The 24,325-nt window shown below is 45.2% G+C and carries 18 protein-coding genes, 2 tRNA genes and 1 pseudogene; 18 read left to right on the forward strand and 3 right to left on the reverse strand.

The genetic code is table 11. From position 1 onward, the window contains the following. The first annotated feature begins 88 nt into the window (after nucleotides 1-88). The 3 genes and pseudogenes from LI091_RS11230 to LI091_RS11240 all read left to right on the forward strand — a co-directional run. Nucleotides 89-161: transfer RNA gene (locus tag LI091_RS11230), tRNA-Asn, on the forward strand. A gap of 3 nt (nucleotides 162-164) precedes the next feature. Then, nucleotides 165-235 (forward strand) — tRNA-Cys (locus tag LI091_RS11235). Nucleotides 236-452: 217 nt separating this feature from the next. After that, nucleotides 453-662 (forward strand): annotated as a pseudogene (locus tag LI091_RS11240) (bifunctional 4-hydroxy-2-oxoglutarate aldolase/2-dehydro-3-deoxy-phosphogluconate aldolase); the annotation flags it as partial. Between the two features lie 70 nt (nucleotides 663-732). Here LI091_RS11240 and LI091_RS11245 read toward each other — a convergent pair. Further along, nucleotides 733-1,071 (reverse strand): hypothetical protein, encoded by a 339-nt coding sequence (locus LI091_RS11245; protein ID WP_021650735.1) that lies wholly within the window; start codon nucleotides 1,069-1,071, stop codon nucleotides 733-735. A 321-nt stretch (nucleotides 1,072-1,392) separates the two neighbouring features. On the opposite strand from LI091_RS11245, the gene LI091_RS11250 reads away from it, so the two are divergent. The 15 genes from LI091_RS11250 (at nucleotide 1,393) to LI091_RS11320 (ending at nucleotide 20,959) form a co-directional block, all read left to right on the forward strand. Next, nucleotides 1,393-2,106, forward strand: coding sequence for an ABC transporter ATP-binding protein (locus LI091_RS11250; RefSeq protein WP_021650736.1), 714 nt, complete (start codon nucleotides 1,393-1,395; stop codon nucleotides 2,104-2,106). After that, on the forward strand, nucleotides 2,100-5,972 hold the full coding sequence (locus LI091_RS11255; protein ID WP_265191170.1) for an FtsX-like permease family protein: 3,873 nt from the start codon (nucleotides 2,100-2,102) through the stop codon (nucleotides 5,970-5,972). Before LI091_RS11250 ends, LI091_RS11255 begins: the two co-directional genes overlap by 7 nt. Nucleotides 5,973-6,170: 198 nt before the next feature. After that, nucleotides 6,171-7,193 (forward strand): LacI family DNA-binding transcriptional regulator, encoded by a 1,023-nt coding sequence (locus LI091_RS11260; protein WP_059085320.1) that lies wholly within the window; start codon nucleotides 6,171-6,173, stop codon nucleotides 7,191-7,193. 10 nt (nucleotides 7,194-7,203) lie between these two features. Beyond that, nucleotides 7,204-8,613, forward strand: a complete 1,410-nt coding sequence (locus tag LI091_RS11265) for an ABC transporter substrate-binding protein (RefSeq protein WP_059085321.1) — start codon at nucleotides 7,204-7,206, stop codon at nucleotides 8,611-8,613. Between the two features lie 66 nt (nucleotides 8,614-8,679). Beyond that, on the forward strand, nucleotides 8,680-9,522 hold the full coding sequence (locus LI091_RS11270; protein WP_059085322.1) for a carbohydrate ABC transporter permease: 843 nt from the start codon (nucleotides 8,680-8,682) through the stop codon (nucleotides 9,520-9,522). Beyond that, nucleotides 9,522-10,352, forward strand: coding sequence for a carbohydrate ABC transporter permease (locus tag LI091_RS11275; RefSeq protein WP_059085323.1), 831 nt, complete (start codon nucleotides 9,522-9,524; stop codon nucleotides 10,350-10,352). Before LI091_RS11270 ends, LI091_RS11275 begins: the two co-directional genes overlap by 1 nt. Before the next feature lie 13 nt (nucleotides 10,353-10,365). Next, nucleotides 10,366-11,109, forward strand: a complete 744-nt coding sequence (locus tag LI091_RS11280; protein WP_059085324.1) for a creatininase family protein — start codon at nucleotides 10,366-10,368, stop codon at nucleotides 11,107-11,109. Between the two features lie 495 nt (nucleotides 11,110-11,604). Further along, nucleotides 11,605-14,259, forward strand: a complete 2,655-nt coding sequence (locus LI091_RS11285; RefSeq protein WP_173740439.1) for a valine--tRNA ligase — start codon at nucleotides 11,605-11,607, stop codon at nucleotides 14,257-14,259. Between the two features lie 15 nt (nucleotides 14,260-14,274). After that, the gene (locus LI091_RS11290) at nucleotides 14,275-16,386 is read left to right on the forward strand and encodes an LTA synthase family protein (RefSeq protein WP_129974559.1); all 2,112 of its coding nucleotides are present in this window, start codon (nucleotides 14,275-14,277) and stop codon (nucleotides 16,384-16,386) included. Nucleotides 16,387-16,557: 171 nt separating this feature from the next. Further along, nucleotides 16,558-17,856, forward strand: coding sequence for a bifunctional folylpolyglutamate synthase/dihydrofolate synthase (locus LI091_RS11295; protein ID WP_044961009.1), 1,299 nt, complete (start codon nucleotides 16,558-16,560; stop codon nucleotides 17,854-17,856). Continuing rightward, a complete protein-coding gene (locus tag LI091_RS11300; RefSeq protein WP_015526890.1) occupies nucleotides 17,853-18,005 on the forward strand; it encodes a hypothetical protein in 153 nt (50 codons plus the stop codon). Before LI091_RS11295 ends, LI091_RS11300 begins: the two co-directional genes overlap by 4 nt. A gap of 10 nt (nucleotides 18,006-18,015) precedes the next feature. Continuing rightward, complete coding sequence (locus LI091_RS11305; RefSeq protein ID WP_178818490.1) at nucleotides 18,016-19,341, forward strand: hypothetical protein; 1,326 nt, start codon at nucleotides 18,016-18,018, stop codon at nucleotides 19,339-19,341. Between the two features lie 124 nt (nucleotides 19,342-19,465). Then, nucleotides 19,466-19,825, forward strand: a complete 360-nt coding sequence (locus LI091_RS11310) for an anti-sigma factor antagonist (protein WP_044961012.1) — start codon at nucleotides 19,466-19,468, stop codon at nucleotides 19,823-19,825. Further along, entirely contained in the window at nucleotides 19,809-20,234 is a 426-nt protein-coding gene (gene spoIIAB, locus LI091_RS11315; RefSeq protein ID WP_015526893.1) for an anti-sigma F factor, read from the forward strand. Before LI091_RS11310 ends, spoIIAB begins: the two co-directional genes overlap by 17 nt. 2 nt (nucleotides 20,235-20,236) lie before the next feature. Further along, entirely contained in the window at nucleotides 20,237-20,959 is a 723-nt protein-coding gene (locus tag LI091_RS11320) for a SigF/SigG family RNA polymerase sporulation sigma factor (protein ID WP_021650746.1), read from the forward strand. A 62-nt stretch (nucleotides 20,960-21,021) separates the two neighbouring features. On the opposite strand, the gene LI091_RS11325 is transcribed toward LI091_RS11320, so the two are convergent. Together LI091_RS11325 and LI091_RS11330 are read right to left on the reverse strand one after the other, a co-directional pair. Continuing rightward, nucleotides 21,022-21,519, reverse strand: a complete 498-nt coding sequence (locus tag LI091_RS11325) for a QueT transporter family protein (RefSeq protein WP_015526895.1) — start codon at nucleotides 21,517-21,519, stop codon at nucleotides 21,022-21,024. Nucleotides 21,520-21,688: 169 nt separating this feature from the next. Continuing rightward, nucleotides 21,689-24,217 (reverse strand): leucine-rich repeat domain-containing protein, encoded by a 2,529-nt coding sequence (locus LI091_RS11330; RefSeq protein WP_265191171.1) that lies wholly within the window; start codon nucleotides 24,215-24,217, stop codon nucleotides 21,689-21,691. Nucleotides 24,218-24,325 lie beyond the last annotated feature (108 nt).

Consider the following 24,325-nt stretch of genomic DNA (forward strand, 5'->3'; position numbering starts at 1 on the left):
TTAAGAATTGATTCAAAGAGTTTGATTAACGATCAACAAGCATGTATGTAGTTTTTAAGGTACAAACCTTAATTAAATATTTAAGTAATCCTCCTTAGCTCAGTCGGTAGAGCATGCGGCTGTTAACCGCAGTGTCGTTGGTTCGAGTCCAACAGGGGGAGCATGGTGCCATAGCCAAGTGGTAAGGCAAAGGTCTGCAACACCTCTATCCCCGGTTCAAATCCGGGTGGCACCTCTTAGAAAGCCCTGGAAAGATGAATTTCCAGGGCTTATTTTTCCTATAAAAATGTACTTGCTGAAGACCGTGAAGACATACTTCTGGAAGATCGGACAGCATCCTTTCCTGATGCTGTCCGACAGATCAGGAATTTTTTTCCGTAAGCAGGATTCGTTTACGATTATAAACCAGATGAAGATACATGGCATCCTGAGCACGCAAAGCGTCATGCTCTGCAATGGCAGCTCCTTATACAGGAATCCGTTTTATGCCTACCGGCGGGATCAATGCGAAAAACCTTGAGGACTATCTTTCCTGTGACAAAATCCTCTGCTGCGGCGGAAGCTGGATGGTAAAAGGAGATCTTGTGAAGGCAGGAGAATTTGACAAAATAAGAGAACTGACAGCAGAAGCAAAAAAGCTTGCGGATTCCATAAGAAAGTAATCAAACTTAATACACATATTCAATAAAAAAAGCAGAACCCTGCACAACCAGGCAGAGTTCTGCTTTTTTGTCAATTATTGTGAAAATAGATCAATGAAGCAGGATCGGCAGAAGCTTTTTCCGCTTCAGCTGCCAGATCAGCTGCAGGACCCGCAGAAGGTTTCCGAAGATCCATTCGGTAAAGATAAAAGATCCCACCGAAGAAACCGGGAATCAGTCCGGCGTATCCACCGGCACATAAGATCACAGTCAGCTTCACCATCAGTTCTGTCTGAAGTTCCAGACAAACAAGTAATCCTGCAAGAATTCCGGCTACACTCCATCCAACTGTCAAAAGTGCAAGAAAAACAGCTGGCGCAGGGGCCTTTTTTAAATTTTGATCTAAGTGATTCCACAGTACTTTATACATAATCCATTCCTCCTGTTTTGCTGGAATTATACTTCTGCTGTTGTCAGCAACAGTCAGCCATAATATTGATTTCCTTTATCTGTCTGTATTATAGAAAAGAAATGTAAAATACAAATGCGCAGGAATGAAAAATCTTTGTAAAATATAAGTAGAAATTGCATTTTGAATTAAGAACCGATATACTTATAAATATAGTTATTGATAATATTCGATCACAGCCGAAAACATTTTTCTACAGCTGTGATACGTGAGTGAGAGAATTAAAAGGGGGCAGATAAAAGCCCCCTGAAATCATATAGAGAGTAAAGAGGAGGGGTGGAAATGGAGCATACGGAAGACTATGTGAAGCTGGAGAATGTATCCAAAATCTATGGCTCAAAAGAAGTGAAGATCATAGCTGTGGATGAGATCAGCTTCCGGATAAAAAAAGGAGAATTTGTGGTTGTGGTAGGACCAAGCGGTGCCGGAAAGACAACGGTGCTGAATATCTTGGGCGGAATGGATAAGGCCACATCCGGCAATGTTTGGATCGATGGAAAAAATATTGCAAAATATACAGACCGGCAGCTGACCGGATACCGGCGGGAGGATATTGGATTTGTATTCCAGTTTTATAATCTGGTGCCAAATCTGACTGCATTGGAGAATGTGGAGCTTGCGCTTCAGATCTGTAAGGATCCTCTGGATGCCAGGACAGTTCTGGAGGAAGTAGGGCTGAAGGAGAGACTGACCAATTTTCCGGCACAGTTATCCGGCGGTGAGCAGCAGAGAGTTTCCATAGCCAGAGCGCTGGCGAAGAATCCAAAGCTTCTGCTCTGTGATGAACCTACAGGAGCGTTGGATTATCAGACCGGCAAGGCAATCCTGAAGCTCCTTCAGGATACCTGCAGGGAACGGGGCATGACGGTTATTGTCATTACTCACAACTCTGCATTGACACCTATGGCCGACCGTGTGATCAAGATCAAAAACGGCAAGGTTTCCAGGATGACTGAAAATGCACATCCCACACCAGTGGAAGAGATTGAATGGTAGGTGACGGAATGAAGGCATTACACAAAGATTTCTGGATGGAGATCCGGAAAAGTAAAGCACGTTTTATCTCGATCTTTCTGATCGTGGCACTGGGTGTTGCATTTTTTTCCGGGATCCAGGCGTCTTCTCCGGATATGAGATATTCCGGAGATGCTTATTATGAAGCAGCAAAGCTGATGGATCTGAAGATCCAGGGAACCCTGGGACTGACGCAGCGTGATGTAAAAGCGGTATCGGATATTGACGGTGTGGAACTGGCTGAGGGCAGCTACTCTACGGATGTTATGAGTGGAGAGGACGATGCCAGGAAGGTTCTTCATCTGGAATCTATCAGCAGCAATTTTAATCTACTTACAGCAGATGAAGGAAGGATACCGGAAAAAAGCGGCGAGATTTTTCTGGACAAGCCATTTGCAAAGAATCGGGGGTATAAAATCGGGGATACCATATCTGTCAGTGAGGATGGAGACAGTGAGCTTCTGAAAAAAACAACCTATACAGTTGTGGGAATCGGAAGCAGCCCTCTTTATATTTCATTTAACAGAGGAAATACGACTCTTGGATCGGGTGAGGTCAGCGGCTTCGGATACATTCTTCCAGAGGATTTTGAACAGGAAGCTTTTACCCAGATCTATATTATGGTTCATGAATCCGGGGATGTGATCAGCTATACCGATGCCTACGACAATCTTATCAAAAAGATCCGGAAACGCGTGGAAGGTATCGAAAAAGAACAGTGCAGCCTGCGCTACGAGGAGATCGTCGCAGAAGCCAATGAAAAACTGGATGATGCCAGAAAAGAGCTTGAGGACGGAAAGAAGGAATCAGAGGAAAAACTTGGCGACGCGAAGAAAAAGCTGGATGATGGGCAGAAGAAGTATGAGGATGGAAAAAAAGAGTACGAAGATGGAAAACAGCAGCTCAGTGATGCAAAAAAGGAGCTGACCGATGGAAAACAGCAGCTTGCTGACGGAAGAAAGCAGATTGAAGATGGATGGTCTCAGCTTAACAGCGCAAAACAGCAGGTGGAAGACGGTCTGTCCCAGTTAAATACTGCCAGATCCCAGCTTGCCGACTCCGAAGCACAGATAAATGAGAAGCAGGCAGAGCTGACTGCCGGATATGAACAGCTGAATGCCGCAAAACAGCAGGTAAGTGACGGTGAGGCCCAGCTCCGTGAAGCGGAAAAAACACTGGAAAGCAAACAGGCTGAGCTTGACAGTGGAAGAGAACAGTTGGAAACGGGAAAGAATACGATCAAAGAAACAAAGACTGCTCTCACCGGTCAGAAAGAACAGTGTGAGGCAGGACTTGTACAGGTTTCCGAGGGCGAATCCCAGATCAGTTCCAGTGAAGAATCCCTTTCCGGGCAGCAGGCACAGCTGGATGAACTGACCAGTCAGAAAGAGGCATTAAGCAGTCAGGCGGCGGAGCTGCAGGCGCAGTATGATGCTGGTGCGGAAACAGGAAAAACCGAGGAAGAGCTGGCGGAGCTTTCCACGCAGATCCAGACTTTAAATGGTCAGATCAGTGCAATGGAAGAACAGATAAATGCCGGTCAGGCACAGATCGACGGGGCGCAGGCAGAGCTTACTGCAAAAAAATCAGAGCTGGCCCAGACAAGAGCTACCTTGGAGAGCAGCCTTGGTCAGATCAATGAGGGCTTCAGCCAGATCAAGGAACAGGAAGAGACACTTTCCCAGACAGAAGCACAGCTGAACGCAGGCCAGGAAGAACTGGATAAAGGGAAAAAAGAGCTGGAAACAAAGAAAGCTGAGCTTTCAGCGGCAAAAGAAGAAATTGCGGCAAACCAGGCAACTCTGGATGATGGCCAGAGCCAGCTGGATTCGGCCAGAGCCCAGCTCAGCTCAGGGCGGCAGCAGCTGGAGGAAAAACAGGCCCAGTTAAATGCCGGTCAGGCAGAGATCCAGGCCAATACAGAAAAGCTTACCAGCAGTCAGGCAGAACTGGATGCAAATGAACAGAAGCTCCTGGATGGTGAAAAAGAGATCCGGGAAAATGAACAGAAATTAAAAGACGCCAAAAAAGACCTGGAGGACGCCAAAAAGAAGCTTTCCGATGGAAAGAAAGAATATCAGGACGGCAAAAAAGAAGCCGATGACAAAATTGCGGAAGCCCAGCAGAAGATCGAGGATGCCCAGAAAGAGGTGGATGATATTGAAACACCGGAGTGGATCGTCACGGACCGCAATGACCTTCCAGAATATTCGGATTTTGGTGATAACGCAGAGCGACTGAAAAACATCGGAAAGGTTTTTCCGATGATATTCTTCCTTGTAGCGGCTCTGATCAGTCTTACCACGATGACACGAATGGTGGAGGAACAGCGAACCCAGATCGGAACCATGAAAGCGCTGGGATACGGAAAAGCATCCATTGCATCCAAGTATCTCAGCTACGCATTTCTGGCTACAGTAGGTGGAAGTATCGCAGGAGTACTTTTCGGAGAAAAGGTTCTTCCGTTTATCATTATCCAGGCGTATGGAATCATGTACTGGAATATTGGCGATCACATGCAGCTGGATTATGAGTTACAATATGCACTGATCGCTTCCGGGGCAGCGGTGATCTGTACTATGGGCGCTACACTGTTTTCCTGCGCAAAAACCCTGGCAGAAACACCGGCATCTCTGATGCGTCCGCCTGCACCGAAAGAAGGAAAACGGATCCTTATTGAACGGATCAGCTTTATCTGGAAGCATCTGAGCTTTTCCTGGAAATCGTCCATGCGAAATCTCTTCCGTTATAAAAAGCGTCTTTTTATGACCATTTTCGGAATTGCAGGAAGCATGGGACTGATGCTTGTAGGATTCGGACTTTATGACTCCATTATGGATATTGCGATTCTCCAATATGACCAGATCCAGCACTATGATGCCATGGTGATCAATGATGAGGATGCCACAGACAGCCAGGAAAAGGATCTTCTGAAATTTCTGGACGGAAACAGCGAGATCGATCACTATACCCGTGTGCAGCTCACCAAGATGACGGCACCAAAAGAAAAGGGAAGTGTCAGTATCTATGTGTATGTTCCGGAAAATACGGAAAATTTTAAAGAGGATGTAACATTACGTGACAGAAAGTCCCACGAGCAGTATGAGCTTACCGATGATGGAGCGGTGATCTGTGAAAAAACGGCTTCTCTTATCGGTGTGAAAGCAGGAGACAAGATCACCCTGGAGAAAGACAACAGAAAGTATAAAGTAAAGATCACTGCTGTCACAGAGAACTATATGGGACATTACGTTTACATGACCCCATCCTGCTATGAAAAAACATTCGGGGAGAAACCGAAGTATTCAAGTACAGTATATACTATGAAAGAGGATGCAGAGAGTGATCTGGAAACTCTTGGAAATGCGATCCTGAAATATCCGGCAGCTTTAAGTATCAGCTATACAAGCAGCACAGCAGGTCAGGTAGAGCGAATGCTGGGATCCCTCGGAGCGGTGATCTGGGTCCTGATCATTTCTGCCGGAATGCTGGCATTTGTGGTACTGTATAATCTGAACAACATCAATATCACAGAGCGTCAGAGAGAGCTTGCAACATTGAAGGTCCTGGGATTTTATGATGGCGAGGTTTCCCAGTATGTATTTCGGGAAAATATCCTGCTGTCCTTCATAGGGATTCTGGCAGGCGCAGTGTTCGGAATCCTCCTTCACCGGTATGTGATCACAACCGTTGAGGTAGATGCGGTGATGTTCGGAAGAAATATCAAGCCAATAAGCTTTGTTTACAGTGGAATCATTACCTTTGGGTTCTCCATGTTTGTAAATATGGTGATGCATTTTAAGCTGAAAAAGATCAATATGGTAGAGTCACTGAAGAGCGTGGAATAAAATAATGAAATGATAAGACTGTCTGCATACAGGAATTTTACATATTTCCCTGTATGCAGGCAGTTTTGTAATGAATATCCTGAAAGACTGGGATGACCATGATCTGCCTGAAGCTAATTTTGTAAGTATTTCACAATTGAAATGTAAACGTTTTCCTGTAAGATGTAACCATAGAATTCTTCCGGAGGAATTTTAAATATGGCAAATATAGATATTAAATTTATCGCGAAAAAAAGCGGGTGTTCGATCGCTACAGTTTCCCGTGTTATCAACCGTTCCAAACCAGTCAGCGAGAAGCTGCAGAAAAGAGTGGTAGATACCATCAGAAAGTACAATTATAATCCCAGCGTTCACGCACAGTATCTGGCTGGTAAGAAGTCAAAACTGTTCGGCTTTATAATGACAAACTACATTAATCAGTATCAGCTTCTGTTGTTTCGGTATCTGAATGAGTTTGCATGTAAGATGGGATATGGCTGTATTATCCGTTATTGCAATTCAGGATTTGAGGAAAAACTGGAAGCATTAAGAGAACTGGAGATCAGAGGAATCGAAGTCTGCTTTAGCCTTTTTCTGCTCTCACGGGAAGAGGAAGCGTATATAAAAGAACATTTTAGGATTAAAGTCTGTCATATGCAGTCACCGGAAATGCGTTTGAATATCATGGAAAAAAATGAAAGCTCTGTCTATGAGACCATATGCTATCTTGCCCAGCTTGGCCACAGAAGGATAGGGGGCATCTTTTGCATTGACGAAATGGACGACAGCTTCCTTATTGCAAGGAAACGGGGATTTTTAAGAGCTGTAAAGCAGATGCAGCTGGATCAAGAAGAGTCCCTGATCGGTCAGATCCATGGAGACTATGAAAAAAGCAGTCTGATTTCTGTGATAGAGAAGATATTTGTACCTCAGAAGCTGCCAACGGCATTGTTTTGTTTTAGCGATGAAGTTGCGATAGAGGTAATGTCCTGGATCATGAAGCATGGTTACAGAATTCCGGAGGACGTATCTGTAGTTTCGTTTGACGGTATTCCGTTTTCGGAACGCATAACGCCCTCACTGTCTACGATCAGTCAGCCGGTAGAATATCAGGCAAAAAGTATCATAAACGGCATGCTGTATCTACAGGATGGAGTCGAGAGACCATGTGATGAAAAGGAAAATGAATATCTGCTGCAGATCCGTGACAGTGTGGGGATTCCTGGTCATTATGAAAAATAGGAGGAAAAATATGAAAGCGAAAAAATTAATTGCCGCTGGTATTGCGGCATCAATGTCACTGCTGACTCTTGCAGGATGCGGAACAGCCGGAAATACTGGCAATTCCGGAGGAGACACCGCCAAAGAAGATACCGTCAAGGAAGATACAGCCAAAAAAGATACAGACGAAGAAGATACAGGCTCTGTATATTTCCTGAATTTTAAATCTGAGCTTTCCGCTGAATGGGAAGAAGTAGCAGGAAGCTTTACAAAAGAAACCGGAATCAATATGAAAGTAGTTACGGCAGGAAGCGGAACCTATGAGCAGACATTAAAATCCGAGCTTTCCAAAAAAGAAATGCCGACACTTTTCAATGTTAACGGACCGATCGGCTATCAGACCTGGAAAGATTACTGTGCTGATCTGAAGGATTCCCAGATTTATGAATGGCTGACTGACAAAGATATGGCGATCACAGACGGAGATGGCGTATATGCTATACCGTATGCGGTAGAAGGATATGGAATCATCTACAATGATGCAATTATGAAGAAGTATTTTGCACTTCCGGATAAAGCCGTTGATATTTCAGATACAAAAGAGATCAAAAATTTCGACACACTTAAAACTGTAGTAGAGGATATGACAAAGCATAAAGATGATCTTGGAATCCAGGGAGTTTTCGGATCTACTTCATTTGCTCCTGGAGAAGACTGGCGCTGGCAGACACATCTTATGAATCTTCCGATCTACTATGAGTATAAAGATGATGACGTAGATAATCTGGATGAGATCAAATTTACATACAATAAGAATTTCAAAAATATTTTTGATCTTTATCTGAACAATTCATGTACAGAGCCAACTATGGTCGGTGCTAAAAATGTTGAGGAATCCATGGCAGAATTTGCAATGGGCGATGTGGCTATGATCCAGAATGGAAACTGGGGATGGGCAATGATCTATGACCTGGATGGAAACGTAGTCAAAGAGGATGATATTAAGTTCCTTCCAATCTACACAGGAGTAGAGGGAGAAGAAAAACAGGGACTCTGTGTTGGAACAGAAAACTATATCTGTGTAAACAGCAAGGCTAATGAAGCTGACCAGAAAGCTTCTCAGAAGTTCCTTGAGTGGCTGTTCAACAGTGACAGCGGAAAAGCATACTGTAATGGAATCCTTGGAATGATTCCTCCGTTTACCACATTTGGAGAGGATGAAAGACCGGATAACCCGCTTGTACAGGATATGCTGACTTATATGAACGATGATTCTTTATACACGGTCAACTGGGATTTTGCAACATTCCCGAGCCAGGAATTTAAAAACCAGCTTGGAAGCTATCTTCTTGAGTATGCACAGGGAAGTATGGAATGGGATGATGTAGTGAAGAAGACAATCGACTGCTGGGCATCGGAGAAAGCTCTGATCGCACAATAGTAGAAGAGCATGGGCAGAGACAGAAATGTTTCTGCCCTGTGTAATAAAAGAGAGGGTTTGTAAAAGATGGAAAAAGCTTTTAAAAAGAGATTTGTGATATTGGTACTGCCAACACTGATCGCATTTACAGTTGCATTTATTATTCCATTTATACTGGGAATTTATCTTTCATTTACTAAATTTACGACTGTGGCAGATGCACAGTGGGTTGGACTGAGCAATTATATAGTTGCATTCCAGGATAAGGATTTCCTGGCTTCTCTCTGGTTTACCGTTAAATTTGTGCTTGTAAATCTTGTGACTATCAATCTGATCGCTTTTGCACTGGCCTATGTGCTGTCGAGAAAGCTCCGTGGAACAAATATTTTTCGAACAGTTATATTTATGCCAAATCTCCTGGGCGGAATCGTACTTGGTTATATCTGGCAGCTGATCATCAATGGTGTTCTTGCTTTTTTCAAAACAACGCTTACTGTGAAGGCCTCATACGGATTCTGGGGAATGGTGATCGCCATGAACTGGCAGATGATCGGATATATGATGGTTATTTACATTGCGGCTATCCAGAATATTTCAGAGGATGTAAAGGAAGCGGCTCTTATCGATGGAGTAAACCGGAGACAGATGGTTACAAAGATCATCCTGCCTCTGATCATGCCTGCAATTACGATCTGTCTGTTTATGACAACGACAAATGCATTTAAAATGTTCGACTTAAACCTTGCTCTGACAGCAGGACTTCCGGGAAAATCAACTTCGCTGGTTGCACTGGACATCTATAATTCATTCTACAACAGGATGGGATATGAGGGAATAGGACAGGCAAAAGCGGTGCTGTTCTTGCTGATCGTAGCTGCAATCTCAGTAACGCAGCTTGTTGTCACACGGCGTAAGGAGGTTGAAAGCTGATGAAAAACAAGAAAAGCGAAATAGCAATGATCGTAATTCTTACAGTGATCTCGGTTTTATTTATTGCCCCGATCATTATTGTATTTATGAATTCCTTTAAGAGCAAGCTGTATATCAACAGTACACCGTTTGCACTTCCTAATGCTGACTCCTTTGTAAAAATGGCGAATTATGGAGAGGGTCTGATCAAGACTGGTTTTATACAGGCATTTTTTATTACTTTATTTATAACTGTAGCATCTGTGGTCCTTATTGTTCTGCTGACTTCGATGACAGCATGGTATCTGGTACGTGTAAAAAGTCATTTTACAAAGGTACTGTATTATCTGTTCGCTTTTGCAATGATCGTACCGTTCCAGATGGTTATGTTTACTCTTGTTAAAGTGTCAAATATGTTTAAGCTGGACAATCTGATCGGCATTGTGTTTATCTATGTAGGATTTGGCGCCGGCTTGTCAGTGTTTATGTTTACAGGTTTTATCAAATCAATCCCGGTTTCTTTGGAAGAAGCGGCAATGATCGATGGTTGTTCTATTATGAAAATCTACTTTAATGTCGTGCTTCCTGTGATACGTCCTACCGTCATGACAGTTGCGATCCTGAATGCCATGTGGATCTGGAACGACTATCTGCTTCCATATCTTGTAATTGGCTCTGAATACAAAACGATCTCTGTAGCGATCCAGTATCTTAGAGGAGGATATGGCTCTATCGATCTGGGACTTATGATGGCTATGCTGGTGTTGGCGATCATACCAATCGTTATTTTCTATATGGTCTGCCAGAAATGGATCATACAGGGAGTAATTGCCGGAGCGGTAAAAGGATAAGGAGGAGACGAGCATGAAAAAAGTATTATACGAGGAATTACTTCCGGAAGAATGTGTACAGAGGATAAAGGAGATGCCGGTTGCCTATCTGCCACTTGGCACACTGGAATGGCATGGTCCGCATATGCCTCTTGGAGCTGACGGGATCCAGTCAAAAGAACTGTTTGTCCGGGTGGCAGAAAAGGTCGGTGGTGTAGTGCTTCCGATGCTGTTCATGGGACCTGACCGTTTATTTGATGATCGGGGAACTGTATTTTATGGAATGGATATCAATACAGAGGGCGCACTGAATACTTATTGTGCCCAGCAGATGAAGGGCAGTGCTTACTGGATGGAAAAGGGACTGTTTCAGGATCTGTTGCGCAGTATTTTTGCACAGCTTTCCAGAGCAGGAGTCCGCATCGTTGTGGGACATGGACACGGTCCGTCAACAAATGCATTTCAGGAAATGAAGGAAGAGGCAGAAGAAAAATACGGACTGTGCATTATGACAGCATGGACCTATGCGGATGATGAGAGACTGAAATATCAGAATGATCATGCCGGAGCAAATGAGACATCTATTGTAATGGCTGTTCGGCCGGAACTGGTTGACTTTGGACAGGTAAAAGAAGATGAGAGTAATCTGATCGGTATTGCAGGACGTCATCCGGTCCGAGAATCATCGGAAGCATTCGGAAATGAAATTCTGGAATATACAATGAAAACACTGATCGCAGGCATTGAGAAGGAGTACAAAACAATAAAAGAAAGATAGATAAAAAAATATCTCCATTGGAAAAAATAACCGGTGGAGATATTCTTTTTTATTTTGATTTTTAGTTTTGAAATAAGGCCTCTGTCTTGACAAAAAAAGAAAATTTCATTATAGTAGGAACATGGCAAAGGTGTTGAATAAGAGGAGTATGCAGATCTACGCTGACAGAGAGAAATGCACAGACGCAAGAGAAGCGCAGGCTGAAAGGCATTTTCAGATGGAGGACTGCAGAAGGTAGCTTAGGAGCCGGGAAACTGAAAGCAGAAATGCAGAACAGATGCAGATGCTGCTGTGTAGGTTTTCACGTACCCCGCGTTAAGGGACAAGAGATAGACGGGAATAACAGATGTTTTTTCCGGATAATGAAGGTGGTACCGCGAGAATGATCGCCCTTCGCACATTAGTTATTGGCTTTTGTGTGGAGGGCGTGTTTTTTCTTGCAGAGAACAGGAGCATTTTAAGGTTCCTATAATCAGAAAGATTCAGGAGGAAAACATGAGTAAAGAACTTGCAAAGACTTATGATCCCAAGGGTATTGAGGATCGTCTGTACAAAAAATGGATGGATAACGGATACTTCCATGCAAAAGTTAATCCGGACAAAAAACCTTTTACAATTGTAATGCCGCCGCCCAATGTAACCGGACAGCTGCATATGGGACATGCACTGGATGAGACCATGCAGGATATCCTGATCCGTTTCAAAAGAATGCAGGGCTATGAGGCTCTCTGGCAGCCGGGAACTGACCATGCAGCCATCGCTACAGAGGTTAAGGTAACAGAGAAACTTCGTAAGGAAGGGATTGATAAGAACGAGATCGGCCGTGACGAATTTATGAAACATGCCTGGGCATGGAAAGAGGAGTACGGCGGAAAGATCATCAACCAGCTGAAAAAGCTGGGAGCATCTGCAGACTGGGAGCGTGAGCGCTTTACCATGGATGAGGGCTGCTCCAAGGCTGTTCAGGAAGTATTTATCCGCCTTTATGAGAAAGGCTATATCTACAAAGGCTCCAGGATCATCAACTGGTGTCCGGTATGCCAGACCTCTATTTCTGATGCAGAGGTTGTACATGAGGACCAGGACGGATTTTTCTGGCACATCAATTATCCCATCGTAGGTGAGGAAGGACGTTTTGTTGAGATCGCGACCACTCGTCCGGAGACACTTCTCGGCGATACAGCAGTTGCTGTAAACCCGGAGGATGAAAGATATAAAGACCTTGTAGGAAAGATGCTGAAGCTTCCTCTTACAGACAGAGAGATCCCGGTTATTGCCGATGAGTATGTTGACAAGGAATTCGGAACAGGCTGCGTTAAGATCACACCGGCACACGACCCCAACGACTTTGAGGTTGGACGCCGTCATAACCTTGAGGAGATCAACATCTTAAATGATGATGCCACCATCAACAGTCTTGGCGGAAAATATGCAGGTATGGACCGTTACGAGGCACGTAAGGCCATGGTAGAGGACCTGAAGGAGCAGGGACTTCTTGTAAAGGTTGTTCCGCACAGCCACAGTGTTGGTACCCATGACCGCTGCGGTACAACGGTAGAGCCGATGATCAAACCACAGTGGTTTGTAAAAATGGACGAAATGGCAAAAGCTGCTATCAAAACTCTGGACGACGGAAACCTTCAGTTTGTTCCGGCACGTTTTGACAAGACTTACCTGCACTGGCTGGAGAATATCCGTGACTGGTGTATTTCCCGTCAGCTTTGGTGGGGACACAGGATCCCGGCTTATTACTGCGATGAGTGCGGTGAGATGGTGGTTGGAAGAGAGATGCCGGAGAAATGCCCGAAATGCGGATGCACACATATGCATCAGGATGAGGACACTCTGGATACCTGGTTCAGTTCCGCACTGTGGCCGTTCTCCACACTTGGATGGCCGGATAAGACACCGGAGCTTGAGTATTTCTATCCTACAGATGTTCTGGTAACCGGATATGATATCATCTTCTTCTGGGTTATCCGTATGGTATTTTCCGCACTGGAGCAGACCGGTGAGACTCCGTTCCACCATGTACTGATCCACGGCCTGGTACGTGACTCCCAAGGACGTAAGATGAGTAAATCCCTTGGAAACGGTATCGATCCGCTGGAAGTTATCGATAAATACGGTGCAGATGCACTTCGTCTGACTCTGATGACAGGTAATGCACCTGGAAATGACATGCGTTTCTACTGGGAGCGTGTAGAGTCCAGCCGTAACTTTGCAAACAAGATCTGGAATGCATCCCGTTTCATTATGATGAACCTGGAAGGAAAGACCGTAACAGAGCCGGAAGACCTGAACGCTCTTTGCAACGAGGATAAATGGATCCTTTCCAGACTGAACATCGTGATCCGCGATGTTACCGAGAACATGGATAAATATGAGCTTGGAATCGCTGTACAGAAAGTTTATGACTTCCTGTGGGATGAGCTCTGTGACTGGTATATCGAGATGGCCAAAGTAAGACTGTGGAAAGCAGAGGAGAACCCGGCAGCAGCAAACGATGCACTGTGGACACTTCGCACTGCACTGACACAGGGACTGAAGCTTCTTCATCCGTTCATGCCGTTTATCACAGAGGAGATCTACTGCACACTGCTTCCTGAGGAAGAGTCCATTATGATCTCTGACTGGCCGGTATACAAAGATGAGATGAACTTTGCAGATGCTGAGAAAGCAGTTGCAAGCTTCCAGGAAGTTGTACGTGGAATCCGTAACACCAGAAACGAGATGAACGTACCGCAGAACAGAAAGACCAATATCTACATCGTAGGCAAGGATGCAGAGTGCTGTGCACGTTTTGAGTCCTGCAAGAAATCCTTTACAAACCTTGCGTTTGCAAAAGAGATCCACGTACAGCAGGATAAGAACGGAATCGGTGAGGATGCGGTATCCATCGTTGTGGCAGACGGTGTGGTTTATCTGCCGCTGGAGGATCTGATCGACCGTGAAAAAGAGATCGAACGTCTCACAAAAGAGCAGGAGCGACTTACAAAGGAGATCGCACGTTGCGAGGGAATGCTGAACAATCCGAATTTTGTGAACAAGGCACCTGCAGCCAAGGTAGAGGCAGAGAAGGAGAAACTTGAGAAATACAAAGAGATGAAAGAGAAAGTGAACCTGCAGTTAACACAGATGGTGAAATAACGAAGGAGTGTTTTAATGAAGTGGTGTAACTTTTTCAATAAGATTTCGCTGATACTTCAGGCTCTGGGCTGTGCAGTCCTGTACTTTGTGATCGAGGCCATATGCAGGCACTCGTTCACAGAGGCGTGGACCTACATGACCACAAGGCCGCTTGTATTTGCTTATAATGCAGCGTTTATCTTTACGACGATGCTGATTGTTTATCTCTTCCGAAAGAGAATTTTCTGGCGTATCTTTGTGGGCAGCTTATGGCTGTTTCTGGGAATCGTAAACGGTGTGCTTCTTCTCAACCGTGTCACACCGTTTACAGGACCGGATGTGAAGAATCTGACAGATGGTCTCAGTATTGCAAAAAAATATCTGACCCATACCCAGATGACCATAGGTGCAGTTCTTCTGGGAATTGCGGTTCTGATCCTTCTGATCATCCTGATAAGGTCGCCGAAGTACAGAGGCAAGCTGAAATACAAGGTGAATATTCCGTTGGTCCTGGTCGGGGTCCTTGCCTTTGGAGGAATTACACAGCTTGCTCTGGAAAAAAGAGTTCTTTCCAATTATTTTGGAAACATTGCCATAGCTTATGAGGATTACGGATATCCTTACTGTCTGGCAACGACGATCTTTAATACCGGAATCAGTGCCCCGAGAGACTATTCCAAAAGCGAGATCAAAAGGATCGAGAAGTCGGAAGAAAATCTTCCGGAAACGAAAGAAGGCAGTCATCCGAATATTCTGTTTTTACAGCTGGAGTCCTTTTTTGATCCTACGCTGGTAAATTATCTGGAGCTGTCAGAAGATCCTATCCCGAATTTCAGAAAGCTGATGAAGGAGTATTCCTCCGGATATTATAAGGTACCTTCCGTAGGAGCCGGAACCGCAAATACTGAGTTTGAATCCATTACCGGAATGAGCCTTCATTATTTTGGACCGGGAGAGTATCCTTACAAGAGTATCCTTAAGGAAACTACCTGTGAGAGCGCACCGTATGTTCTGAAGAATCTGGGCTATACTGCTCATGCAGTACATAATAATGAGGCGAATTTCTACGGAAGAAGAAGTATTTTTCCGAATCTGGGATTTGATACCTTCACTTCGGCAGAGTATATGAAGGATGAAAACCAGAAGAACCCGTTGGGCTGGACCAAGGACAGTGTCCTCACCGATGAGATCGTCAAGTGTCTGGATTCTACAGAAGGGCCTGATTATGTATATACTATTTCCGTACAGGGACATGGAGATTATCCTTCAGAACCGGTACTGGAAAATCCGGAGATCACAGTTTCCGGGGCACCTACTGACGAGCTGAATAATAAGTGGGAGTATTATGTAAATCAGATCCATGAGATGGATAATTTTGTCAAAGAGCTGACTGACAGGCTGGCAGATTACCCGGAGGATGTGGTACTGGTCATGTATGGTGATCATCTGCCGACCATGGGACTGACCGTGGAGGATGTGGAGAATAAATATCTGTTCCAGACAGAGTATGTGATGTGGGATAATTTCGGACTTAAGAAAAAGAAAGAAAATCTTGCGGCATACCAGATGGCAGCAGAGGTTATGGACCGTGTAGGTATCCATGAGGGAAATGTTTTCAAGTATCATCAGGCAAGAAGAAACACCAAAAATTATCAGGTGGATCTGGAGACCCTGCAGTACGATCTTCTCTACGGAAAGCAGTATACATATGACGGAGCGAATCCTTTTGAGCGGACAAAGATGCGTATGGGAATCTATGATACCACGCTGGATTCCATTCAGGTTGTGTCTGAGACGGATCACACCTATTATATCCAGGGAACAAACTTTACGCCGTCCAGCCAGGTGAAGATCAACGGAGAATGGTATGATACGGTTTACGTGAATCCTACCAAGCTGATCATTACCGGAAAGGAACTGGATGATTTTGACCGGCTCTCGGTAGTGCAGCGAAGTAACAGTTCCACAAGAAAGGCCATGACAAAGAGCCATGACCGGGCGGTTTATGCGCTGCTCGCTGACAGCAAGTGGAAGCTTGACAGTGAAAAGAGCAGTTCTGATACAGGGTCAATGGAGGAAACGGATACAGCGTCAGAAACGGAATCCACAGAAGATTCCGGTGAAGAAAACAGTACAGACAACCAGTAAATGGCATAGAAAAGATACTCCGATACAAAAAATGTCGGATAAAATATTACGATTAGGACTGGACATCTTCCACCACTATTATATAATGGTATCGTAACGAACAGGAGGGGAGAAGCTTTTCTCCCCAAAAGTTCTTTACGAATACATTATAGATAAGTGATGGTTTTTTTTATGAATTACGAAGAAGCAGTTGCGTATATTGAAGATATACCGAGATTTACTACTAAGAACAGCCTGGACCATACCAGAGAATGCTTAAGAAGACTTGGAGATCCGCAGAGGAAATTCCGTGTGATCCATGTGGCAGGAACCAACGGAAAGGGAAGTACCTGTGCTTTTATCACATCGGTCCTTCGGGAAGCAGGATATTCCTGCGGACTTTTTACATCTCCTCATCTGGTTGAGATCAACGAGCGTTTTCAGATCAACGAGGAAGTGATCGATGACGATACCTTCCTTCGTGCTTTTGAAAAAGTTAAAAAGCTTTCCGATGAGCTGGTTGCAGAGGGAAGCTATCATCCCACCTATTTTGAGACACTCCTTCTAATGGGAATGGTGATCTTTGCAGAAGCCGGCGTGGATTATGTAACACTGGAGACCGGTCTTGGCGGACGTCTGGATGCAACCACTGCTGTGGAGGATCCGGCAGCCTGTGTGATCACATCCATCAGCCTCGATCATATGCAGTATCTTGGAAATACAGTTTCCGAGATCGCAGGAGAGAAGGCAGGGATCATGGTGCCGGGTGTTCCGGTGATCTACGATGGAAATGATCCGGATGCGGCCGGAGTGATGCGTGAGCATGCAGAGAAGCTGGGATGTCCATATTATGAGCTGAAACGGGAAGACACAGAGATCCATAAGATCACAAAGGACGGAATCCGGTTTTCTCTTAAGGACGAGACATATGGCGATACCGTATTTGATATACCGTTTATCGCCCGTTATCAGGTTATGAATGCAGCGCTTGCGGTGAAAACCATTCAGGTACTGGAAGATCAGATTCCGGTATCTCTGGAGGCTCTGAAGGCTGGTATGGCAAAAACACGCTGGCAGGGAAGGATGGAAACGGTTCTTCCGGGGGTGATCGTGGATGGCGCACATAACGAAGACGGTGTTGAGAAGTTTGTAGAGACAGCAGAACATTTCCAGAAGGAATTTCCTCTGACGCTGCTGTTTTCCGCAGTGGATGACAAGGACTATACGGATATGATCCGCACGATCTGTAGCAGGATCCGTTTTCGACATGTGATCGTCACACAGGTAGGCGGATACCGTAAAGTTCCGGTAGAAGAGCTTGCGGAGATCTTCCGTGAAGACGGAGTACCGGAAGTGGAAGCAATAGAGGATGTTCCAGCAGCTTTTGAACGGGCAGTAAAGGAAAAAGGTGAGGATGGAATGCTATTCTGTGTAGGATCCCTTTATCTGGTCGGTGAGATCAAGGCTGTGATCAGGAGGAAAAAATTATGATCGATTACGAAGAGGAACTGAAGAAATTTGAACCATGTCTGGATGTGGCAGATGTAGAAGGTGTCATTTATGACCGGGAGATCACAGATATCATGGATGTACTCCAGGAGATGCTGCGTGAGGTCAAGAGCAACAGACGTGTAAGATAAGGAGAAGTGGATGAACTGCATAAACTGTGGAGCGTTCCTGACGGATACAGATCTGGATTATTGTCCGCACTGTGGAGCCAATGTACTGATCCAGAAGAAGGTGGATTATCTTTCCAAGCTTTATTATAATCAGGGGCTGGAAAAAGCCAGCATCCGGGATCTGTCCGGGGCGATCAGCTGTCTGAAGCAAAGTCTTGCTTATGACAAACGGAATATCCGTGCAAGAAATCTTCTTGGTCTTGTATATTTTGAGACCGGTGAGGTGGTTGCCGCACTGAGTGAGTGGGTCATCAGCAAGAATATCCAGAAGAACCGAAATCTGGCTTCAGAATATATTGCCAGGCTTCAGGCAAACCAGAACAAACTGGAAACAATCAACGAAAGCATCAAGAAATATAACAATGCCCTCGCCATGTGTAGGGAAGGCCATGAGGATATGGCGGCCATCCGCCTGAAAAAGATCCTGTCCCAGAATCCCAAGCTGATCAAGGGGTATCATCTTCTTGCTCTGATCCAGATGAAGAATCAGGAGTGGAATAAGGCGAGAAGAACCCTGAAAAAAGCAGCCAGGATCGACAAGACCAATACCACCACACTTCGTTTCCTGCGTGAAGTTGACGAGCAGACGGGTGTTACCACAAAGATGGAAAAACGGCGTAAGGGCTTGTTTGGAAATGAAAAAAATGAGAATGATAATATTTCAGGAGAAATCGTTGTAAGGCCGTCGTCTTATAAAGAAAGATCAAAGATATCACTTTTCTTTACCACGGTACTTGGATTTGCGGCAGGGGCGGCAGCATTCTGGCTCCTTGTACTGCCGGCTGTGAAACAGGATATTTACAGGCAGGCCAATCAGCAGATCATACAGTACAGTGATTCTCTTTCCAGCCAGAGCGTGGAGCTTACCAAAGCTCAGGGAGAAGCTGCCCAGTCCAGTGATACGGCAGATGCAGTTGCCAAGCAGGCAGAGGAAGAGCAGAAACGCAGTCAGAGCTATGAGGCTTTGTTTAATGCATATACTGCCATGCAGCAGGAGGATCTGGATACAGCGGCGCTGGAACTACAGAAGGTATATGTGGATACACTGTCAGATTCTGCAAAGGGGATTTACAGTACTATCAGCGGAAAGACCGGTGTAAGCGGGATCGAGAGCGGAGCTTCTGACGGAACGTCCAGTGCTGACAGCAGTACAGATGGAACAGCTGAAGCTGGAGCGGATGCCGCAGCTTCGGCGGGAGAAGATACACAGAGCTCTGACGGAGATACCGGAGAAGACAGCAGCTACAGTGACGGAGGATATGAGGATTCCTCTTACGATGGAGGTTATACAGAATAAAAAAGATCATAACTCATACAGAGGAGAAACCTCGGATAAGGGGAATGTGCGTTGGCGCATTCCTCTTTTTTACCCTTTGGTCATGAGAAATGGAATAAAAAATCAAAAATGGGGGAATGATAGAATGACATCAGGTTTTGAAAAATCCGGAACCGTGCTGACTGTACATCTTCCGGCGGAACTGGATCATCCGGCTTCTGATGAGATTCGGAGAGATTCAGACCGGATTATTGGACATAACTATATAAAAAATATGATTTTTGATTTCTCAGAGACCGTTTTTATGGACAGTTCCGGGATCGGTCTGCTGATGGGTAGGTACCGGGCACTTGGCATGAGGGGGAAATGTGTGCAGGTTGTCAATGTGAACAGTCATATTGCAAAGCTTCTGCGGCTATCCGGAGTGGGAAAATATATTGAAATCTGTGGAATAAAAAAATCGGCAGGTGAACAGGAGGGTGTTTATGATGGAAAACACAAATGAAATGACGATCATTTTTGACAGCAGACCGGTAAATGAAGCACTGGCAAGAGTTGCTGTGGCTTCATTCTGCACACAGCTGAATCCTACGCTGGAGGAAATTTCGGATCTGAAGACCGCAGTATCGGAGGCAGTGACCAACTGCATCATACACGGGTATGAAGGGGAGATACATAAGATTCGGGTAGAATGTCGTCTCCGGGGGCAGGAGCTTCAGGTAGATGTGACAGATCACGGAGCCGGGATCCCGGATATCAAAAAAGCCATGGAGCCTCTGTTTACCACAAAGGCTGATAAAGACCGCTCCGGTATGGGGTTTACATTCATGGAGGCGTTTATGGATGAGCTTCAGGTGGAATCGGAGGTTGGCCGTGGAACTACAGTGCACATGAAAAAGATCATCAGGAGGTAACTATGGATCGTACTCTTGTCCTCATCGGGCGTGCACACCAGGGGGATAAAGCGGCAAGAGATCTTTTGTTTGAGGAAAATACAGGACTGATATACAGTGTGGCAAAGCGTTTTCTGGGACGAGGGGTGGAGATGGAGGATCTGTTCCAGATCGGCAGCATCGGACTTCTGAAAGCTGTGGATAAGTTTGACATGTCCTATGATGTGAAATTTTCCACCTATGCCGTTCCCATGATCATCGGAGAGATCAAACGTTATCTCAGGGACGACGGGATACTGAAGGTAAGCCGTTCTCTGAAGGAAAACCACTACAGGATCTATCAGGTGAGAGAAGCACTGACACGCCGGCTGGAGCGGGAACCTACGACGGGAGAAATGGCAGAGGAAATGGGAATTTCCATAGAAGAACTGGTAATGACCATGGAATCCGGTGCAGAAGTGGAATCTCTTCACAAAACGATCTATCAGGGTGAGGGAACGGAGATTTCTCTGATGGACAAGCTTCCGGAAAAAGAAAACCGGCAGGAAAAAGTACTGGACAGGATTTTTCTGGAAGAGATACTGGGGACTCTGGAGGCAAAGGAGCGGAGGTTGATCTATATGCGGTATTTTCAGAACATGACCCAGATGGAGATCGCCCATGAGCTTGGCGTATCCCAGGTACAGGTATCCAGAATGGAAAAGAGGATCCTGCGCAGTCTGCAGGAATCCGCAGAGAAAAAATAAAAGAGAGCCATGAGAAATGCTGCTGTTTTCTCATGGCTCCTTTTTGTGGGCAGCAGATTTAGTCAGACTGCTGCTTTTTTATGAAAAAGTACATTTTTGTATTTGGAAAGTGCTCCAAGAAGGATCATACCGATCACACCGGCTGAGATAAATTCGCCGGCTCCTACTGTGAGCATCATAAACGGGATAGGAAGGTTAATGCCATATCCGTAACGAAGCACAAGAGGAACGATCACAATGTTGGAAACGATCGGCGGGATCGGGGCTGTCCATTTGCCTGTATTGCGAAGTTTGTAGGTAAAGAATGCACCGATAAGTGTGGCAATGCTTCCGAAAATGATGTCAACTGGAATCGCACCGCCAAGAAGATTGGCAATGATACATCCCACGAACAGTCCCGGGATGGCAGCCGGTGTGAAGAACGGAAGCACGGTCAGCGCCTCGGAAAACCGGATCTGAACTTCACCGAAGCTAAGTGGCGCGAATACCAGTGTCAGGACAACATATACAGCTGCAATGGCAGCTCCCTGTACCAGAAAATGAGTACCTTTGTTTTTCATGTTTTTTATTCTCCTTTAGTTTTGTTTTACGAGTGGAAGGTCACGAACACTCGGCACATTTATAGGCGGTGACCGCCTTGTAAGCCCTGTACGACCTTGGTTTTTGCGGGCTTTTGCAGCGAAACTGAGTATAGCATAAGGGGCGTGGAAATGCAAGGTACGATCCTGACTATTTGATAATCCTGATCTGTGTGGACAGACCCTGGCTCTGAAACAGCTTTTTGTAAGAGGAAAGTCTGCTTGCCGGAACCTTTACAGTCAGTTTTTTGTAATTATTCTGACCTGCTCTTGTGAAGATATATTTACCTGAGCTTTTGGAAGTAAGACGTCCTGTCTGTATGGTGACAGAGGTAAGGGCCTTACAGTCACAGAAAGCTTTTGTGCCGATCGCAGAAACTCGGGAACCGATTTTTACAGTACGAAGACTTGTGCATCCCTGGAAGGCTCCGGCACCTATGCTTGTGATATTTCCTGAAATCGTTACCTGTTTCAGGTTTTTACAGTTTTTGAAGGCATTGGCTGCAATGGCTGTGACTTTGTAGGTTTTTCCGTTAGCTTTGACAGTGGCCGGAATCTTTGCAGTGACAGTATTGCGTGAACGTGGTCCCTTCAGTGCTACGGAAGTCCCGGTGGCATTGACTGTGTAGACATTATAAGCATCCCGGAATGTTTTTGCAGTCTGTGGCTTTGGTGTGGCTGCAGGAGTGATCTGGAAATTTAAGGTGATGGTTCCGTAGAAATGGTTATCACCGATGATCTTCAGGGTAGCAGTTCCTGCTTTTTTATTGTTCTGGTATGTCACATGATAATCATTGATGCCAGAAAGCTTTGCTTTTCCAAGAGTTACGGTTGGAACGGGCTTTATGTCAGAGCCTGTATAGGTATATGTTTTTTTGATCCCTGTTACAGCTGCATCGGAAATATTGCATGCATAGCTGATATTGTTTTTCTTGGCATATGTAACTGCGTAAGAGCCGTACGGAGCATGGATCTTGCAAAAATATGCATGAGAGTTGACATACCCGTAGCCGCCCCACACAGCATCCGTTCCAATGCTTTTAACAGTATCAGGTATGTTGATCCTGGATAGCTTGTCACAGTAGGCGAAAGCTTCTTTTCCGATCTTTGTGACCCCTTTCTGGATGTCCACTTCTTTCAGCTCAGGAAGATAAACAAAGGCCCTTTCGGAAATACTTGTGATCCCGGGCTTTATTATTACCTTTCTGATCTGGTTTTTGATAGCTTTCCAGGAGGAATCGCTGTAGAAGGTAAACCAGCCTTTTGTTGAAGAGACCGGGTATCGGTGGTTTTCCTCTGTGGAAATAGAAAGTGGTCCGTAGCCGGAGATCGTAAGGATACCGTTTTTGAAATTCCAGGTTGCGTTGTCACCTGCGATATGGTAAGTTTTTTTGTCAGCTTTTCCGTTGTCGGAATTAATGGAATAAAAGTTCAAGGTGTTGGAGTTTGAAGCATAATAAACGACCCTGGAATCCTTTACCACAGGCTGACAGTCAGAAATCGGAGCAGCTGTTGTAAACTCTTTGCTGAGACTCTTTCCCTTTCCGTCCACAAAAAGATAATGAAGGGTGCTGGAAGAGAGCGGATCGTTAGCGGAAGAGTTTTTCTTGTTATCGTCGGAGACGTATTCTTCCCAGGAAATCATAAAACGGTTGTCATTTATTTTGGTGATTTTTACGCCCGCAAAGCTTTTTCCTCCGCCTGTAAAGTTGGTAAGCTTCCTGGTAGTGGTTGCTTTTTCGGAAAAGTCAGACATTGGTGTGACGGACAGATAAAGGTTATGAGGCGTGTTTTCAGATACCTTATCATATTTGGACTGATCGATGGAAGTGCCAACGCATAATACACTGTCAGAGGAAACAGCCATGCCGTCAACGCTTGCGTAGCAGGCCAGTGCCCACACAGAAGTATGTGAGCCTCCGTATGGCAAAAGCTCTATGGTGGTGCAGGCAAGTGTAGTGCTGTCGTATCTGGAAAGCTTTGTACATCGTGAACCCTCACTCTGCTCCAGTACGTAGAGATAAGAACCTTGTGATTTGATATACTGTGCAAAGGAATGCCACAGATCGCAGGAAACGATCTTTCCTTTCATGGTTGCCTGGTCGATCTCGGCCATAAGGAAGCCCTGATGTCCCTGACCGACAGAGGGATCCACATATCCTTCGTGACCGGTAACAACATAGAGTTTGCCGTTGCTTTCTGTCATTTCCACACAGCCATAGTCAAAGGGCGTGCGGACCTCACCGCCAAAAAGCTCCGGGTTACTGGTAATTGCTGCTGCACCGTTCCGGTTCCAGTTTGTATCGTAGCGGATAACGCGGATGACCTCAGCGGAATCGTTTTCTTTGTTGTTTGTCTGGCCTTCTATCAGATAATATCCGTCAGATCCGGCATAAAAGCCACCCCACAGTGGAAGCTCCATGTTGATCTTGCGCTTGCTTCTGATCTTCAGATCATTATCGTAATATTCAACGCCGACAGAATTTTTCTGGTGGAAGACCCTCATGTATCCGCCGGAAACAGGAATAAGATCAGAGGTACGGCGTAACCTGACATTGAGATTGTCCTGTGCGGTTGGCGTAAGAGAGCCTGCCCGGGCTGTCTGTGGAAACAGGATCAGACAGAAGCAAAGACAGCAGAACAGAAATAGCAGAGATGTTAATTCTTTTAGCTTTTTCATAAGTTTCTCCTTTGTATGTGTTTTTAGATGATCTCCTGTTTAGATTATAATTCATGGGACAGAATTTACAATACAAAATCGGGAGTTATGGAACTCCCGATCCTCAGG

It is taken from the genome of Blautia sp. MSK20_18, assembly GCF_020553125.1.
In the GTDB taxonomy this organism is placed as follows: domain Bacteria; phylum Bacillota; class Clostridia; order Lachnospirales; family Lachnospiraceae; genus Blautia_A; species Blautia_A fusiformis.